The sequence below is a fragment of the Luteimonas soli genome (genome assembly GCF_042648865.1).
Lineage (GTDB): Bacteria > Pseudomonadota > Gammaproteobacteria > Xanthomonadales > Xanthomonadaceae > Luteimonas > Luteimonas soli.
This window is the reverse complement of sequence record NZ_JBHRYA010000007.1, coordinates 302,397-317,375: the sequence shown is the minus strand read 5'-3', so window position 1 is coordinate 317,375 and position 14,979 is coordinate 302,397. Positions and strand designations below refer to the sequence as shown.

Genomic DNA, 14,979 nt, shown 5'->3' with positions numbered 1-14,979 from the left:
GCCGCAGTCAAGAGCCGTCGGGGGCGTGACCCCGACCTACGACACCTGCGGCATCACTTGCGCGGCGAGAGGATCTTCGTCAGGTAATCCGGCGTGCCCTCGATGCGCTCCAGATGCGGGTAGCGCAGGCCGCCGTGGTAGTCGACGTCGATCGTGCGGTAGCGGTCGAAAGTCTTGACCAGCAGGCGGATCGGCGCCTTGTCGTCCTTCGCGGCCTTGATCGCGTCGGTCAGCGCGTCCTTGCCGTATTCGATGTCGTTGACCGCGACCACGGTCATGCCGCTGCCCACGCCGGCGTCAAACGCCGGGCTGTCCCAGCGCACCTCGGACACCTCGCCGGACTTGTCGAGGTTGATGCCGAGCGAATAGATGAAGCTGGCACCGCCGCGGTCGTCCTTCGCCCGCGCCTTGGCGTAGGCGTTGGGCTCGTCGCGGTAGACCAGCTTCCAGCCGCTGGCTTCGAGGCCACCGGTCAGCGGCGCCTTGCCGTCGAGGCGGTCGCGCAGGAACGTGCGCCAGTCGCTTTCCACCACGCCGTCGAGCGTGGCAACCACGTCGTCGAAGGTGTAGGTGTCCTGCGTCTTCCACTCGCCATCGTTCCCGCCGAAGAACGCGCGCGCGAAATCGTCCAGCGACTTCTTGCCGCGGCTCAGCTCGCGGATGCGCGCGTCGGCCTCCAGCCACATCATCTGCCCGCCCGAGTAGTAGTCCTCGCTCATCTGGTAGCCGCGATAGGGCTTGGGCTGGCGGCGGGCGACGACCGGGTCGTTGGTGGTGTCCTGCAGCGCGCGCCATTCCAGGCCCGGGCGGTTGTCGGCGTAGGTCGCCGCGACCAGCGCCAGCGCGTCGCGCGAGGCCTGCATCGGCCGCAGCCCGGCGCGCGCGGTCAGCACGTTGCCCCAGTACTGGGTCTGGCCCTCGTACACCCACAGCAGGCTGCCCTGCATCGGCACGTTGTAGTTGGGCGTCCACAGGTCGGCCGGGCGGCGGTACTTGCCGTTCCACGAATGCGTGTACTCGTGGCCGAGCAGGTCGGTGCTGCCGGTCTTCTTGTCCCAGTCGGTGAAGTAGTCGGTGCCGACGCCGTTCTCGCTGGAGCGCTGGTGTTCCAGCCCGTTGCCGCTCATCTGCCCGGACAGCGAGAACAGGAAGTCGTAGTGGTCGTAATGCTGGGCGCCGTAGAGCTTGAGCGCCTGCTTCACCAGTTCGCGGTGCTGTTCGATGTGCTCGGGCTCGGCTTCCAGGTATTTCGCCGCGTCGGCGACCACGTTCAGCCGCACCGGCACCTTCGCGCCGGGCGCGAGGTCGAAGGACTTGAAGTAGCGGCCGGCGTACACCGGCGAGTCGACCAGGATGTCCAGCGGCACCGGCCGGTAGTGCACCGTCGCGCCATCGCGGCTGGCGACATCGAGCGCGCTGGCCGCCTGGAAGCCGGCCGGATACTTCACCGACGCGGCGTACTGGATGCGGCTGGCGTAGTGGCCGGCCGGATACAGCACCACCGCGTTCCACTGCAGGTTGAGCATGTTCGGCGTCATCACCACCCGGCCCTGGTTGCGGTCGGTGGGCGTGAGGTACTGGTACTGCATCGACAGCGACGACACGCCGGCCGGCACCTCGACGTGGAAGGCATAGACGTCGAGCGGGTCGCGCTTCCACTCCAGGCGCTGGCCGTTGGCGGTGATCTCCAGCCCGGCGATCTTCTCGATCGGGCCGGCGGGCCGGTGGTTGCCCGGCAGCCAGGCAGGGAACAGCAGGGTCAGCGGGCCGGGCTGCACCGGCATTTCCTGCTTCACGCGGAAGATGCGCTGGGCGAGGTCGGTGGCATCGACCTCGATGTCGATCGTGCCCGGATACGCCACGTCGACCGGTGGCGGCACTTCGGCCTGCGCGGTCGACGCCGCGAATGGCGACGACAGCGCGAGGGCGACGGCGAGCGACAGGCTGGCGAGGTGCGAACGGCGCATGCGGCGATTCCTGCGTATCGGGACAATCCCATCCTCGCCCGACATGGGTCGTTCGTCACCGTGCCATTGGGCATGGTGCGCGCAGGGATATCGGCAACCGGAGGCTTGTGGGAGCGACTTCAGCCGCGAACTGGAGAGATACCCGGAGACCAGGAGCTCGCGGCGGCGACCACGCGAAGAGCGTGTCGGGGATGTAACCCCGACCTACGGCCAGCCCGCGCAGATGCGCCTTTTGCCGTTGCCGTCGACTTTGACTTTCGGGGCCCCTCCGAAGCGGCGGAGCCGGCGGACAAGACCCGAAGGGCGCCGCACAGGGATGTGCGGCGTTTTTCGCAGGGGCAGGATGCCCCTTCGAAAAATCCCGCCGGCTCCGCGGACCCGGTGCACAGCACCGGGCGCGTAGGCGGGGTGTGTTTCTTTGCGCCAGGTTTCTTTGCACAAGCAAAGAAAGGTGGCTCGCGCCGTCACGGCGCGAAAGCTTTTGCCTTTGATCTCCACCGAACAGCAGGCGGGTCAAGACCCGCCCTACGATGGCGCCGCAACGCGAAAAGCGCCTCGGGGACGTAGCTCCGACCTGCGGCACAGGCCGATGCGGCCACAACATCTAATCGCGCCGCAGCAAGCGCAACCCGAACCAGTCCCGCGGATCATTCCACCGCTGCGCAACACGCAGCCCCGCTTCAGCAACCAGCGCCGCGAAACCAGCGTCCGTGTACTTGTGACTGTACTCGACCTGCATCGCCTCACCTTCGTCGAAGTGGAAGCGATGGCCATCGACGACCACGTCCTGCGCCCGGCGGCTGACCAGGAAGGTCTCGATCCGGCCGGCCTCGCGCGCGTACACGGCACGATGCTCGAAGCCGTCGAGATCGAAATCGCTGCCGATGTCATTGTTCAGCCGCGCCAGCAGGTTGAGCGTGAACGCCGCGGTGATCCCGGCCGCGTCGTTGTACGCAGCCTCGATGACCTCGGGCGATTTCTGCAGGTCGATGCCCACCAGCGCGCCGCCGCGCTCGCCCATGGTTTCGCGCATCGCACGCAGCAGGCGCAGCGATTCGGCGTGGGTGAAGTTGCCCAGCGTGGAGCCGGGGAAGAACACCAGCGCGTGCTCGGCCTTGCGCGCGGGCCTGGGCAGGGGCACCGGATGGGTGAAATCGGCGCACACCGGCAACACCTCGACGTCATCGAACTCGCGGTCCAGCCGCTCCACGCTGGCCAGCAGCGCGCTGCGCGAGATCTCGATCGGCGTGTAGGCAACCGGGTCGTCCAGCGCGTCGAGCAGCAGCCGCGTCTTGCGCCCGCTGCCGCTGCCGTACTCGACCACGTGCGCGCGCGGGCCGACGGCAGCGGATATTTCGGCGGCGCTGTCGGCAAGCAGCTGCAGCTCGATCCGGGTGGGGTAGTACTCGGGCTGGCGGGTGATCTGCTCGAACAGCTCGGAGCCGCGGCGGTCGTAGAAGTACTTCGACGGCAGGCGCTTTGGCGACTGCGACAGGCCGGCAAGCACGTCGCCGAGGATGTCGTCGGGGGTGGGATGCAGGTCGGTCAGCTCGGGAGCGGCATTCACTCGGGATCCTTGGCCAGGCGCAGGCCCGAGAACTGCCAGCGAGCGGTAGGGGGGAAGAAATTGCGATAGCTGGCGCGCACGTGGTCGGCGGGCGTGGCGCAGCTGCCGCCGCGCAGCACGTTCTGCCCGCTCATGAACTTGCCGTTGTACTCGCCCAGCGAGCCGGGCAGCGGGCGGAAGCCGGGATACGCGGTGTAGGCCGAGGACGTCCACTCCCACACGTCGCCGAACAGCTGCTGCAAGCCGCTGCCGCCGGCATTCGCGCCCTGCGGATGCAGCGCGCCGGCGTCGGCGAAGTTGCCGTCGACGGCGACGCCGGTCGCGGCCTGTTCCCATTCGGCTTCGGTCGGCAGGCGCGCGCCGGCCCAGCGCGCAAACGCGTCGGCTTCGTAGAGGCTCAGGTGGCAGGCCGGCGCGTGTGGATCGCGTTCGCGCCAGCCGCCGAGGGTGAACTCGCGCGCGCCGTCCTCGTGCCAGTACAGCGGCCGCTGCCAGCCTTCCGCGCGCAGCAGGGCCCACGCATCGCTGAGCCAGAGCGTCGGTTCGGCATAGCCGCCTTCGTCGACGAACTTCGCGTACTCGGCATTGCTCACCGGCCGGCTGGCGAGCGCGTGCGCGGCGACCAGCTCGCGGTGGCGCGGCGATTCGTTGTCGTAGGCAAACCCGCGCGCCTGCGGCCACGGCGCGGCGCCGATCTCCGCAACGGCTTCGTCGCGCGCGATCCAGCGCAGCGGTGCCGCGCGTCCCGGTCGCTGCGGAAGATCGTTGCGGTACGCCGGCCCCAGCGGGTTGCACCACAGCGCGTGCTTGATGTCGGTCAGCAGCAGCTCCTGGTGCTGCTGCTCGTGGTGGGTACCGAGCAGGATCACGCGCTCGGCATCCTCGTCGAGGTCGCCGGCATCGAAGCGTCGCGCCATGCGCGCGTCGACCTCTTCCCGGTATTCGAGCACTTCGATCAGCGACGGCCGTGACACCAGCCCGCGCCGCGGCCGCGCGTGCATCGGGCCGACGCTGTTGTAGTAGCTGTTGAACAGGTAGTCCCACTGCGGGTCGACCGGCGCATAGCCGTCGCGCGTGCCGAGCACGAAGCGTTCGAAAAACCAGGTGGTGTGGGCCAGGTGCCACTTCGCCGGGCTGGCGTCGGGCATGCTCTGCACCATCGCGTCCTCGGCCGACAGCGGCGCCGCCAGCGCGATGCTGCGCGCCCGCACCGCGCGGTAGCGTTCGGCCAGCGCGGGAGCGCCTTGGCGGGCGTCCTCTGTAGGGGCAGGAAACGCGGACATGCGCACAGCATAATAATTCCGGCCGAACGCCGGATGACGACCCGGCCGCGCCGGGCCCGCGCTCCCGGTAAAGTGGGCCGATGCCACCCGCGCACGCGCCCCTGCCGCCCGAAGACGCCGCATCCGCATTCATGCCCTTCGGCGACGTCCTGTACCTGGACTGCGCCGCGCGCGCGCCGATGCTGCGCGGCGTGCATGCGGCCGCACGGCTCGCGCTCGAAGCCAATGCCGCGCCGTGGACGCAGTCGTTCGACGCGCTCGAAGCGCAGGTCGAAGCGGTGCGCGCGCTGGCCGCAGGGCTGCTCGACGGCGACGCAGAGGCCGTGGCGCCGGTGCCCTCGGCCGCGTTCGCGCTGTCCACCGCCGCGCGCAACCTGCCGCTGGCGGCCGGCGAGGCGGTGCTGCTACTGGAAGGCCAGTTCCCCTCCAACCTGCTGCCCTGGCAGCAGCGCTGCGCCGAAACCGGCGCACGCATTGCCGCGGTGCGGCGCGCACCCGGCCAGGGCTGGACGAACGCGGTCCTCGCCGCGCTGGATGCCGAGCCGCGCGTGCGCGTGGTCGCGCTGCCGCAGGTGCGCTGGGACGACGGCGCCCTGCTCGATCTCGACCGTATCGCCCCGCGCGTGCACGCGGCCGGCGCCGCGCTGGTGCTCGACCTCAGCCAGAGCCTGGGCGCGCTGCCGGCAGGCATCGCGCGCTGGCAGCCGGATTTCGTGGCCAGCGTCGGCTACAAGTGGCTGCTGGGGCCGCGCGGGCTGTCCTGGCTGTGGGCGGCGTCGCGCTGGCGCGAGGCGGGCGTGGCGATCGAGCAGCACTGGTCGGCGCGCGACGCGGGCGACGGCTGGCGATTCCCGGTCGAGGCACCCCCGCCACCGCGGCGCGGTGCACGCCGCTTCGATGCCGGCGGCCTGGACGAGCCGCTGCCGTTGGCGATGGCCGCCGCCGGCCTCGAACAGGTGCTGGCCTGGGGCGTACCCGATATCGCCACCGCGCTCGGCAAATGCACCCGCGCGCTCGATGACGCGCTGGACGCGCACGGACTGTCCGCGTGGAAGACGCCCGGCCACGCACCGCACCTCACCGCGCTGCGGCCACCGGCGGAGCGGCTGGATGCGGTGTTCGATGCGCTGCGGCGCGAACGCATCATCTGCACCCGCCGTCACGGGCTGCTGCGGATCGCGCCGCACCTGCACGTCACGCCGGAAGACATGTCACGCGTGGCCGCCGTCGCCGCTCGTGCAGCTTGAAGACCCCGCCGGACCTGTAGGAGCGCGGGTGGGTTGAGGAGCGCGGAGCGTCGGGGGCGTAGCCCCGACCTACGACCGCGCGGCAACGCCCTGCATCGGAAAGTTACGTGATCCAGATGCCGTAGGTCGGGGTTACATCCCCGACGCGCTTTTCGCATCACGCCGGAACGGCACCTGTCCCCGCATCCGCCGCCACACCAGGCAGCGGTTGTTCGCCGGCATCGCCACGTCATCCACCAGCCGCAACCCGGTGCCGCGCGCGAGTCCATCGACCGCCTCGAAGTCGCGGATCCCCGAGCGCGGGTCGCGCGCCTTGAGCCAGGCATCGAAGTCACGGTTGCCGTCGCTGGTGTACGCGCCGGAATAGTTGAACGGCCCGTAGACCACCAACACGCCGTCCTCGCGTTCCAGCACCTCGCCAACACCGTGGAAGAACGCCTCGACCCCGTCCCAGCCCATGATGTGCAGCGTATTGGCGCTGAACACCGCATCGAAGCGCCCGCAGCCGGTCGGCGCGCGCGGCCACGCCGCATCGGCGACATCCAGCGCCAGCGGCGGCGGCGTGTTGTCCAGCGCTGCGTCGTCCAGCCACGAGCGCATGCCCGGCAGGTGTTCCGCCCGGTCCGAGCACTGCCACTGCAGCCACGGCATGGCCGCGGCGAAATGCACCGCGTGCTGGCCGGTACCGCTGCCCACTTCCAGCACGTGGCGTGAACCGGCGAAGCGTTCGCGCAGCACCGCCAGGATCGGTTCGCGGTTGCGCTCGCAGGCGGGGGCGAAGGGTTTTCCGGTCATTCGGGTTCGGTCATCCGGGGACTTCGGTGCGGGCGTTGCCGTACCAGGGTGCAGGGTAGTGCATGCCCTGCCACGCGATCGACCTTGCGAGCGGCCGGGGAGCAGGAGCGGCATGATGCAGCGATGGCCCGAGCCACCGCCCCGCACACGCTCGTCCTCCCGATCGCGCCCGAGCGCTGGCCGCCGCCGCTGGCCACGGTGGAAGTCGACGGCCTGCACCTGGAGCCCAAACCGGAACTCCACGTCACCCTCGTCGGCACCGCGCTCGGCGCCGAATTGCACGCCACCGCCGGCAATCATGCGGGCGTCCTGGTCCGCGCGCTGCGCGACGCGCGCGACTGGCGGTTCGAACGCAGCGACCGGCACCTGCTGCTGCGCAAGGCGGTCGTCGAGGACGGCCGCGTGGTCGTCGCGCATTCGCTCATCGAACGCATCGACCTGCCGGCGATGGCGCCCTTCCACCGTGCACTGGGACGCCTGCTCGGGCGCCAGCTGCCGGTGCCGCCGCCGCACGTGACGCTGTACACCGCCGGCCGTGCGCAGGGCATCGGCGTGTCGAGCCCGGCGCGGCTGCGGGCGTTCACCGTGCGCCGCGTCGCGGCTGCAGAACTGGCCTGAACCCCGCGGCCGCCCGTCTCACCGGCTGCGACGCCCGTCGGGCCCACTGCCACGCAACTTGACGGGAACGACGCATGGCACAGGCACTGGCAAGGCGGGTGGAAGACGAGGAGCGTGCGCTGGCGCTGGGCGACGACGGCCGCCGCACGGGCGACGGCGCGGCGCTGACCCGCGCGCTGTCGCGGCGCTACGGCGACCGGATCACCGGCAGCTTCACCGTTCCCGGCCGCGAGGGCGCCTACGCCCCCATTCCCGACGACGTGCCGCAGGCCCTGCGCTCGGCGCTGCGCGCACGCGGCGTCGGACGGCTCTACTCGCACCAGGCCGAGGCCTGGCACGCGACGCAGCGCGGCGAACACGTCGCGATCGCCACGCCGACCGCGTCAGGCAAGTCGCTGTGCTACACGCTGCCGGTGGTCGCCGCGGCGATGACGTCGCCGGCGGAGGCCCCGGCTTCAAAAGCACTCTTCCTGTTCCCGACCAAGGCGCTGGCCCAGGACCAGGTCGCCGAGCTGCTGGAGCTCAACCGCGCCGGCGAGCTCGGCGTGAAGGCCTTCACCTTCGACGGCGACACCCCCGGCGACGCGCGCCAGGCGATCCGCCTGCACGGCGACATCGTGGTCAGCAACCCGGACATGCTCCACCAGGCGATCCTGCCGCACCACACCAAGTGGGCGCAGTTCTTCGAGAACCTGCGCTACGTCGTGATCGACGAGGTGCACACCTACCGCGGCGTGTTCGGCTCGCACGTGGCCAACGTGCTGCGACGGCTCAAGCGCGTGTGTGCGTTCTATGGCGTGGCGCCGCAGTTCATCCTGTGCTCGGCCACGATCGGCAACCCGCGCGAACACTGCCAGGCGCTGGTCGAGGCGCCGGTGCACGCGATCACCGAATCGGGCGCGCCGACCGGCGAGCGGCACGTGCTGCTGTGGAACCCGCCGGTGGTCAACCGCGACCTCGGCCTGCGTGCGTCGGCGCGCTCGCAGTCCAACCGCATCGCGCGCATCGCGATCAGGTCGGGACTGAAGACGCTGGTGTTCGCGCAGACGCGCCTGATGGTCGAGGTGTTGACCAAGTACCTCAAGGACGTGTTCGACCACGACCCGCGCAGGCATCCGCGCATCCGCGCCTACCGCGGCGGCTACCTGCCCACCGAGCGCCGCGCCGCCGAGCGCGACATGCGCGCCGGACGCATCGACGGGATCATCGCCACCTCGGCGCTGGAGCTGGGCGTCGACATCGGCAGCCTCGACGTGGTGGTGCTCAACGGCTATCCCGGCACGGTGGCGGCGACCTGGCAGCGCTTCGGCCGCGCCGGCCGTCGCCAGCGCGCGAGCCTGGGCGTGCTGGTCGCCAACTCGCAGCCGCTGGACCAGTACGTGGTGCGGCACCCGGACTTCTTCGCCGATGCGACGCCCGAACACGCGCGCATCGCGCCCGACCAGCCGCTGGTGCTGTTCGACCACATCCGCTGCGCCGCGTTCGAGCTGCCGTTCGCAGCGGGCGACGGGTTCGGCCCGGTCGATCCGGAGGTCTACCTGGAAGCGCTGGCGGAAACCGAAGTCGTGCATCGCGAAGGCGCGCGCTGGGAGTGGATCGCCGACAGCTACCCCGCGCAGGCGGTGTCGCTGCGCTCGGTGGCGGACGGCAACTTCGTGGTCGTCGACCGCACCGACGGCGCGCAGAAGATCATCGCCGAGGTCGACTACTCGGCTGCCGCGCTCACCCTGTACGAAGGCGCGATCCACATGGTGCAGTCCACGCCCTACCAGGTGGAGCGGTTGGACTGGGAGGGCCGCAAGGCCTTCGTCGCGCGTACGCACGTCGACTACTACACCGACAGCATCGACTACACGAAGTTGAAGGTGCTCGACCGCTTCGACGGCTGCCAGGCCGGGCGCGGCGACGCCCATCACGGCGAAGTCCACGTGGTGCGGCGTGTCGCCGGCTACAAGAAGATCCGCTACTACACCCACGAGAACATCGGCTACGGCCCGGTCAACCTGCCCGACCAGGAGCTGCACACCACCGCGGCCTGGTGGCAGCTGCCGCAGGCGGTGCTGCTGCGCGCCTTCGCGTCGAAGCAGGACGCGCTCGACGGCTTCCTCGGTGCTGCGCACGCGCTGCACGTGGTCGCGACAGTCGCGATGATGGCCGACGCACGCGACCTGCAGAAGTCGGTGGGCAACGGCGACGGCGCGTGGTTCGCGACGCAGGACGGCGACGGCCATGGGCGCGCGCAGGATGCGGACGGCAGGGCCGTGGCGATCGGCGCCGACGCGCCGGCCGACGGCGTGGTCTTCGAATCCGCGCAGTTCGTGCCCACGGTGTACCTGTACGACAACTTCCCCGGTGGCGTGGGCCTGAGCGAACCGCTGTGGCAGCGCCAGGCCGAACTGGTGCAGCACGCGCGCGGACTGGTCGAACGCTGCGACTGCCGCGCCGGCTGCCCGGCCTGCGTTGGACCGGTGCTTGCGATCGACGAAGCGAAGACGCTGGCGACGCCGAAGCAACTGGCCCTGCAGGTGCTGGGCCTGCTGGCCGGGTCGGCAGCGTGAGGGCCACACGCCGCTGCGGGAGCGGCTTCAGCCGCGAGCTTTCCAGCTCCCTCCCCTGCGAAGGCAGGGGGCGTAGCGATGCGCTTGCGAGCCATTGGCTCGCGCATCGCGGAGCGACCGCCAGCTGTGCTGGCGGGCCGGGCGGGTTGGGGAGGGGTGTCTTTGGGATCATCGCGAACCGTGAGCACCCCCTCCCAGCCTCCCCCTGCCTTTGCAGGGGGAGGAGCCAAGCCCAAAGCTCGCGGCCGGAGCCGCTCCCACGAGAACGCTGGCGATGAGCGTCTCGCTGCAGAAACTGCGCACGCTGCGCCGCGAGGTCGGTGGCGCCTCGGCCCCTCCCCCTGCGAAGGCAGGGGGAGGCTGGGAGGGGGTTGCGTCGGATCCGGCACAACCCTCCGAAAGCAGCGCGTGCGCCAATACAAGCCCACGCCAACCCTTCGACGCCGTCGCAAACGAAGGAACCTCGCCGCGCGACCCGCATCCACGCGCAGGAGAACCGAAACCCGCCGCGCAATCCATCGACTCCCTGCGCCGCCTGCTCGGCGTCCGCGCACGCACCGTCGCACGGCTGCCTGCACGCGGACCGGTCGACCGCTCGCTGCCCGGCGAAGAGATCGCGCCCGGCGTGCGGCTGGTCGAAACGCACCTGCCGATGCCCGCTCCGCCGGCGACCTGGTCGCTGGCCTTCTCCGCGCGCGCGTCGATGCGCCATGACCCCGCGGCGCAGGTCGACGTCGAGCCGCGCGACCTGCTGTTCTTCGACACCGAAACCACGGGCCTTGCCGGCGGCACCGGCACCCGCGCCTTCATGGTCGGCGCGGCCGACTTCCACCATCACCGCGACCGCGGCGATGGGCTGCGCGTGCGCCAGCTGCTGATCGCCACGATGGCGGCCGAGGCCGACATGCTGCGCGCCTTCGCCGGCTGGCTGTCGCCGCACACGGTGCTGGCCAGCTACAACGGCCGCTGCTACGACGCGCCGCTGCTGAAGACGCGCTACCGGCTGGCGCGCCAGCCCGATCCGCTGCGCGAACTGCGCCACGTCGACCTGCTGTTTCCCTCGCGCCGCCGCTGGCGCGGGCGCTGGGAGAACTGCCGGCTGGCAACGATCGAGCGCGAGGCGCTGGGCGTGGTGCGCGAGGACGACCTCCCCGGTTCGCAGGCGCCGGCAGCGTGGCTGCAGTACCTGCGCGGCGGCTCGTCGTCGCAGCTCAAGCGGGTGGCCGCGCACAACCACCAGGACGTGGTGACCCTCGCCCTGCTGATGGCGGAACTGGTGGCCCTGCACGCCAAAGGCGCGGCCGGCACGGGTTAACGTTTTGCACACGGCGGCGGCGGCACGCTGGCGGCCCACGCTGGAAGGCACGCCACGGAGCACGCCGATGAACATCGCCCGCCATCCGCCGTCCCTTGTCGCGCTCGTCGCCGCACTGGCGCTGGGCGCCTGCGCCACGCCTCCTGGCGACGCCGCGGCGCAGGCGCAGGCCGCGCAGGCCGGTAACGACGTGATTGCACCTGATCCCGCTTCCGCCCCGGCAGACGCGGCCACGCAGTGCAACGCCGACGCAGCGCAGTCATACATCGGCCAGGACGCCAGCGAAGCCACCGTCGCCCAGGCCAAGGCCGCCGCGGGCGCGACCGGCGCGCTGCGCGTGATCAAGCCGGGGCAGCCGGTGACGATGGACTTCCGCGCCGACCGCCTCAACGTCGAGGTCGACGACGGCAACGCCATCGTCCGCATCAGCTGCGGCTGAGCGGATCCACGCGATGCGACGCAACGCCTGGCTGATCATCGGACTGCTGCTGGTCGGGCTGTGGGCGTGGTCGCAGTACGGCCCGCAGGTCGCCGTCCCCGCCGGCGACACGCCTGCGGCGAGCCGGACCTCCGGCGACCACGCTCCCCTCGCACTGCCCCCGCAATCCGCGCGCACCGGCTATCCGGCCTGGCTGCCCGCCGAAGCACTCGACACGCTGGCCCTGATCGAACGCGGCGGCCCGTACCCGCACCGGCAGGACGGCGGCACGTTCCAGAACCGCGAACGCCTGTTGCCGTCGCAGCCGCGCGGCTACTACCGCGAGTACACGGTGCGCACGCCCGGTTCGCGCGACCGCGGCGCACGCCGCATCGTGTCCGGCGGCAACCCGCCGTCGGAGTTCTTCTACACCGACGACCACTACCGCAGCTTCCGCCGCTTCACGCCCGCGGGATCGCGCCGATGAGCGCATTCGAGCTGCGCGCGCTGCTGGCCGACGCCAGCCAGAACGGCACCTACTTCATCGACGTGCGCGATCGCGAAGGGCTGGACGAAATCGCGCGCGAGTCCGGCTTCGCCGTGGCTGCGATCGATCTTGCCGGCTGCCGCGACAAGGACGAGGTGCTCGACCGCTTCGCCGCCGCGCTGCGCTTCCCCGACTGGTTCGGCCGCAACTGGGATGCGCTGGCCGACTGCCTGGGCGACCTGTCCTGGTGGCCGGCCGAGGGTTACCTGCTGCTGCTCGACCGCGTCGACGCCTGGCGGGCGGCCGAGGCCGGCCAGTTCACGACCCTGCTCGAGATCCTCGATGCCGCCGCCGCGACGTGGTCCGCGCAGCGGGTGCCGTTCTGGACGCTGGTACCGCTGTCGGCGCAGGCACTGGACGAGGTGATCGAGCCGGACTGAACGCCGGCGCCGTGCACATGAACCCCCCGCAACACGCGCATCGCGCAGGCGCCGATCGTACGATTTCATTCGCGAAAACTAACGGTCCGGCTACAAACCGCCACGCACACTGCAGCCGTCACCACGACGACGAGGACACGCGATGAAACACGCCCTTCTTCCCCTTGCGGCCGCGGCGCTGCTGCTGGCGGCCTGCGGCCGGGACGACGACAGCGTGATGTCGCCCGATCCGGTGCCGCCGGTCGAGCAGACCACGCCGGACGACACCATGCCCGAGCCGATGCCGCCACCGGTCGACGACACCATGACGCCGCCGCCCACCGACGACACCCTGCCGCCGGACACCACGATGCCGCCGCCGGCCGACACCCCGGCCGATCCCGAGAACCCGGACGCGCCCACCGATCCAACGGCGCCGCCCGAGGGCTGACCTACCTCTCTCTCCAGGCTCAGCTCATTGCCCGCCTTTCCCATGGGAAGGCGGGTTTTTCTTGCGCATATTCCGTGTGCGGTCGCCGCCGGTAACCACGCAGGTATCCGGCGTGGAATATCCGGCGTGGACCGGCGTAACCGGAGACGCGGGGTCGCGCCCGGGTGCGCTCCTGCCAATCCGCGCACGCGGGGCGATGACCGGTGTCAGTCGTCGTTCTTCCCACTGAAGTCGAGCGGCTCGCCCTGGTCCTTGCGTTCGCTGCTCCACGTCGCCTCGGTGGTGCGCTCGCAATCCTTCGACGTTGGCTCGCCGGGCTGGCTGGGCGCGCTGGCGCACAGCGGGTTGGCGTCGACCGCGGCATTGGTGTCGCGATACTCGACCCCGCCGCAGGCGCTGGCGGCGACGGCGATGGCAAGCAGGACTGGAAGGCGCATGCGGACGATCCTTTCGTTCGGCGTGGACCGCGATTGTGCCGCAGCCACGCCGTAGCGGCACGCCCGGCGGGAAGCGCCCCCGCAGGAGAGGCGGAGCCGCGGGCTTTTCCCGGTTAGCTCCACCAACCCCCGCCTGCACAGGGATGACGATATCGAATGTTGCTTGTGCGCGTACCTTGTGGGAGCGGCTTCCCGGCGATCCCCGGGCCTGGCCTGCGCTTTACCTTTCTAGCGCCCGGTCTTGTCGAGGAAGCGCAGGAACTCGGCGCGCGTGCGCGCATCCTCGCGGAAGCCGCCGAGCATCTTCGACGTCACCATGCTCACCCCGCGCTTGTGGATGCCGCGGGTGGTCATGCACTCGTGGCTGGCCTCGATCACCACGCCGACGCCGCGCGGCTTGAGCACGCACTCGATCGCAGTCGCGATCTGCGCGGTCAGCTTCTCCTGCACCTGGAAGCGGCGCGCGTAGGCCTCGACCACGCGCGCGAGCTTGCTGATGCCCACCACCTTGCCGTCGGGCAGGTAGCCCACGTGCGCCTTGCCGATGATCGGCGCCATGTGGTGCTCGCAATGGCTCTCGAACTCGATGTCGCGCAGCACGATCATCTCGTCGTAGCCGGCGACTTCCTCGAAGGTGCGCTCCAGGTACTCGCGCGGATCGTCGACGTAGCCGCTGAACCAGTCGCCGTAGGCGTCGACCACGCGCTTGGGCGTGTCGAGCAGGCCTTCACGGCCCGGATCGTCGCCGGCCCAGCGCAGCAGCGTGCGGACCGCGTCTTCGGCCTGTGCACGGCCGACGCCGTTGCGTTGTTCGTCAGTGTCGGCCATGGCGCTGCTCCTTGGGTGGATGCGCATGGTAACGCGGCGCGTGCGGGCTTGCGGGGGCATTGCCCTCGTGGAAGCGGCTTCAGCCGCGAGTTCTTGTCTGATCCGGGAAGGGAATCAAAAGCTCGCGGCTGAAGCCGCTCCCACACGAACGTGTTGATGGCACCGATCAATGGCCGCAGCGCGCGACCTCGTCGTGATGGCGCCATGCCTCGCGCACGGCGCCGCGGGCCTCGGCCCATTGCAGGCGCGAATCGGCCTTGCGCCGCCGCCACTCGCGCGCGAGCTGCGGTTCGACCTGCTCGAAGCGTTCGTTTGGATGCTCGTCGCGCGCGGCATGGCCGTAACGGTAGGCCGGTGCGTAGTCGCGCCAGTTGCGCCCGGTCGAGTAATACGGCGCATCGAGGAACACTGCTCGATAGTGCGCTTCGTCGTAACTGTCGGGCTTCTGGTTGGTGTCGGCGTCGGGTTTGGGGGAATGGCGTTGCATGGTCGCGCTTTCGAAGCGTCTCGGGAATGCCGCACGGAGCGGTCGTTTTCTTGTCGGGACCGGAACGGAAAACTCCGGATACACGCGCAGGCTATCGGTCGC

At 70.6% G+C, this 14,979-nt stretch carries 15 protein-coding genes; 8 read left to right on the top strand and 7 right to left on the bottom strand.

The genetic code is table 11. The features are described 5' to 3' along the window. Positions 1–53: 53 nt before the first annotated feature. From ACFONC_RS08860 to egtB, 3 genes are all read right to left on the bottom strand, one after another. Positions 54–1,967, bottom strand: a complete 1,914-nt coding sequence (locus tag ACFONC_RS08860) for a M61 family metallopeptidase (RefSeq protein ID WP_386743370.1) — start codon at positions 1,965–1,967, stop codon at positions 54–56. A 604-nt stretch (positions 1,968–2,571) separates the two neighbouring features. Beyond that, the gene (egtD, locus tag ACFONC_RS08855; RefSeq protein ID WP_386744618.1) at positions 2,572–3,573 is read right to left on the bottom strand and encodes an L-histidine N(alpha)-methyltransferase; all 1,002 of its coding nucleotides are present in this window, start codon (positions 3,571–3,573) and stop codon (positions 2,572–2,574) included. Next, on the bottom strand, positions 3,531–4,817 hold the full coding sequence (gene egtB / locus ACFONC_RS08850) for an ergothioneine biosynthesis protein EgtB (protein ID WP_386743369.1): 1,287 nt from the start codon (positions 4,815–4,817) through the stop codon (positions 3,531–3,533). Before egtB ends, egtD begins: the two co-directional genes overlap by 43 nt. Positions 4,818–4,948: 131 nt before the next feature. Between egtB and ACFONC_RS08845 the strand changes: the two genes are divergently transcribed. Continuing rightward, entirely contained in the window at positions 4,949–6,064 is a 1,116-nt protein-coding gene (locus ACFONC_RS08845; RefSeq protein WP_386743368.1) for an aminotransferase class V-fold PLP-dependent enzyme, read from the top strand. Positions 6,065–6,196: 132 nt separating this feature from the next. Here ACFONC_RS08845 and ACFONC_RS08840 read toward each other — a convergent pair whose 3' ends face one another. Beyond that, positions 6,197–6,859, bottom strand: a complete 663-nt coding sequence (locus ACFONC_RS08840) for a DUF938 domain-containing protein (protein ID WP_386743367.1) — start codon at positions 6,857–6,859, stop codon at positions 6,197–6,199. Positions 6,860–6,982: 123 nt separating this feature from the next. On the opposite strand from ACFONC_RS08840, the gene ACFONC_RS08835 reads away from it, so the two are divergent. The 7 genes from ACFONC_RS08835 (at position 6,983) to ACFONC_RS08805 (ending at position 13,125) form a co-directional block, all read left to right on the top strand. Continuing rightward, positions 6,983–7,477, top strand: coding sequence for a hypothetical protein (locus tag ACFONC_RS08835; protein WP_386743366.1), 495 nt, complete (start codon positions 6,983–6,985; stop codon positions 7,475–7,477). 74 nt (positions 7,478–7,551) lie between these two features. Next, a complete protein-coding gene (locus tag ACFONC_RS08830; RefSeq protein ID WP_386743365.1) occupies positions 7,552–10,035 on the top strand; it encodes a DEAD/DEAH box helicase in 2,484 nt (827 codons plus the stop codon). A 274-nt stretch (positions 10,036–10,309) separates the two neighbouring features. Continuing rightward, positions 10,310–11,350: a ribonuclease H-like domain-containing protein gene (locus tag ACFONC_RS08825; RefSeq protein ID WP_386743364.1), complete on the top strand. Its 1,041-nt coding sequence runs from the start codon at positions 10,310–10,312 to the stop codon at positions 11,348–11,350. 67 nt (positions 11,351–11,417) lie between these two features. Continuing rightward, positions 11,418–11,789, top strand: coding sequence for an I78 family peptidase inhibitor (locus tag ACFONC_RS08820; protein ID WP_386743363.1), 372 nt, complete (start codon positions 11,418–11,420; stop codon positions 11,787–11,789). A gap of 13 nt (positions 11,790–11,802) precedes the next feature. Next, positions 11,803–12,255 carry a ribonuclease domain-containing protein gene (locus ACFONC_RS08815; RefSeq protein WP_386743362.1) on the top strand — a complete coding sequence of 151 codons (453 nt, stop codon included), beginning with the start codon at positions 11,803–11,805 and terminating at the stop codon, positions 12,253–12,255. After that, complete coding sequence (locus ACFONC_RS08810; protein ID WP_386743361.1) at positions 12,252–12,695, top strand: barstar family protein; 444 nt, start codon at positions 12,252–12,254, stop codon at positions 12,693–12,695. The genes ACFONC_RS08815 and ACFONC_RS08810 overlap by 4 nt, the downstream gene beginning before the upstream one ends. Before the next feature lie 142 nt (positions 12,696–12,837). Then, entirely contained in the window at positions 12,838–13,125 is a 288-nt protein-coding gene (locus ACFONC_RS08805) for a hypothetical protein (RefSeq protein ID WP_386743360.1), read from the top strand. 206 nt (positions 13,126–13,331) lie between these two features. Here the strand turns inward: ACFONC_RS08805 and ACFONC_RS08800 are convergent, their stop codons facing one another. The 3 genes from ACFONC_RS08800 to ACFONC_RS08790 all read right to left on the bottom strand — a co-directional run bounded on the left by ACFONC_RS08800 (position 13,332) and on the right by ACFONC_RS08790 (position 14,877). After that, entirely contained in the window at positions 13,332–13,562 is a 231-nt protein-coding gene (locus ACFONC_RS08800; protein WP_386743359.1) for a hypothetical protein, read from the bottom strand. Positions 13,563–13,790: 228 nt separating this feature from the next. Beyond that, positions 13,791–14,390, bottom strand: a complete 600-nt coding sequence (gene folE, locus ACFONC_RS08795) for a GTP cyclohydrolase I FolE (RefSeq protein WP_386743358.1) — start codon at positions 14,388–14,390, stop codon at positions 13,791–13,793. Positions 14,391–14,556: 166 nt separating this feature from the next. After that, entirely contained in the window at positions 14,557–14,877 is a 321-nt protein-coding gene (locus ACFONC_RS08790) for a hypothetical protein (RefSeq protein ID WP_386743357.1), read from the bottom strand. Positions 14,878–14,979 lie beyond the last annotated feature (102 nt).

Coding starts and splice junctions, on each gene's coding strand:
- ACFONC_RS08860 (WP_386743370.1), bottom strand. CDS start 1,967: ATGCGCCGTTCGCACCTCGCCAGCCTGTCGCTCGCCGTCGCCCTCGCG.
- egtB (WP_386743369.1), bottom strand. CDS start 4,817: ATGTCCGCGTTTCCTGCCCCTACAGAGGACGCCCGCCAAGGCGCTCCC.
- ACFONC_RS08845 (WP_386743368.1), top strand. CDS start 4,949: ATGCCCTTCGGCGACGTCCTGTACCTGGACTGCGCCGCGCGCGCGCCG.
- ACFONC_RS08840 (WP_386743367.1), bottom strand. CDS start 6,859: ATGACCGGAAAACCCTTCGCCCCCGCCTGCGAGCGCAACCGCGAACCG.
- ACFONC_RS08835 (WP_386743366.1), top strand. CDS start 6,983: ATGGCCCGAGCCACCGCCCCGCACACGCTCGTCCTCCCGATCGCGCCC.
- ACFONC_RS08830 (WP_386743365.1), top strand. CDS start 7,552: ATGGCACAGGCACTGGCAAGGCGGGTGGAAGACGAGGAGCGTGCGCTG.
- ACFONC_RS08825 (WP_386743364.1), top strand. CDS start 10,310: ATGAGCGTCTCGCTGCAGAAACTGCGCACGCTGCGCCGCGAGGTCGGT.
- ACFONC_RS08820 (WP_386743363.1), top strand. CDS start 11,418: ATGAACATCGCCCGCCATCCGCCGTCCCTTGTCGCGCTCGTCGCCGCA.
- ACFONC_RS08815 (WP_386743362.1), top strand. CDS start 11,803: ATGCGACGCAACGCCTGGCTGATCATCGGACTGCTGCTGGTCGGGCTG.
- ACFONC_RS08810 (WP_386743361.1), top strand. CDS start 12,252: ATGAGCGCATTCGAGCTGCGCGCGCTGCTGGCCGACGCCAGCCAGAAC.
- ACFONC_RS08805 (WP_386743360.1), top strand. CDS start 12,838: ATGAAACACGCCCTTCTTCCCCTTGCGGCCGCGGCGCTGCTGCTGGCG.
- ACFONC_RS08800 (WP_386743359.1), bottom strand. CDS start 13,562: ATGCGCCTTCCAGTCCTGCTTGCCATCGCCGTCGCCGCCAGCGCCTGC.
- folE (WP_386743358.1), bottom strand. CDS start 14,390: ATGGCCGACACTGACGAACAACGCAACGGCGTCGGCCGTGCACAGGCC.
- ACFONC_RS08790 (WP_386743357.1), bottom strand. CDS start 14,877: ATGCAACGCCATTCCCCCAAACCCGACGCCGACACCAACCAGAAGCCC.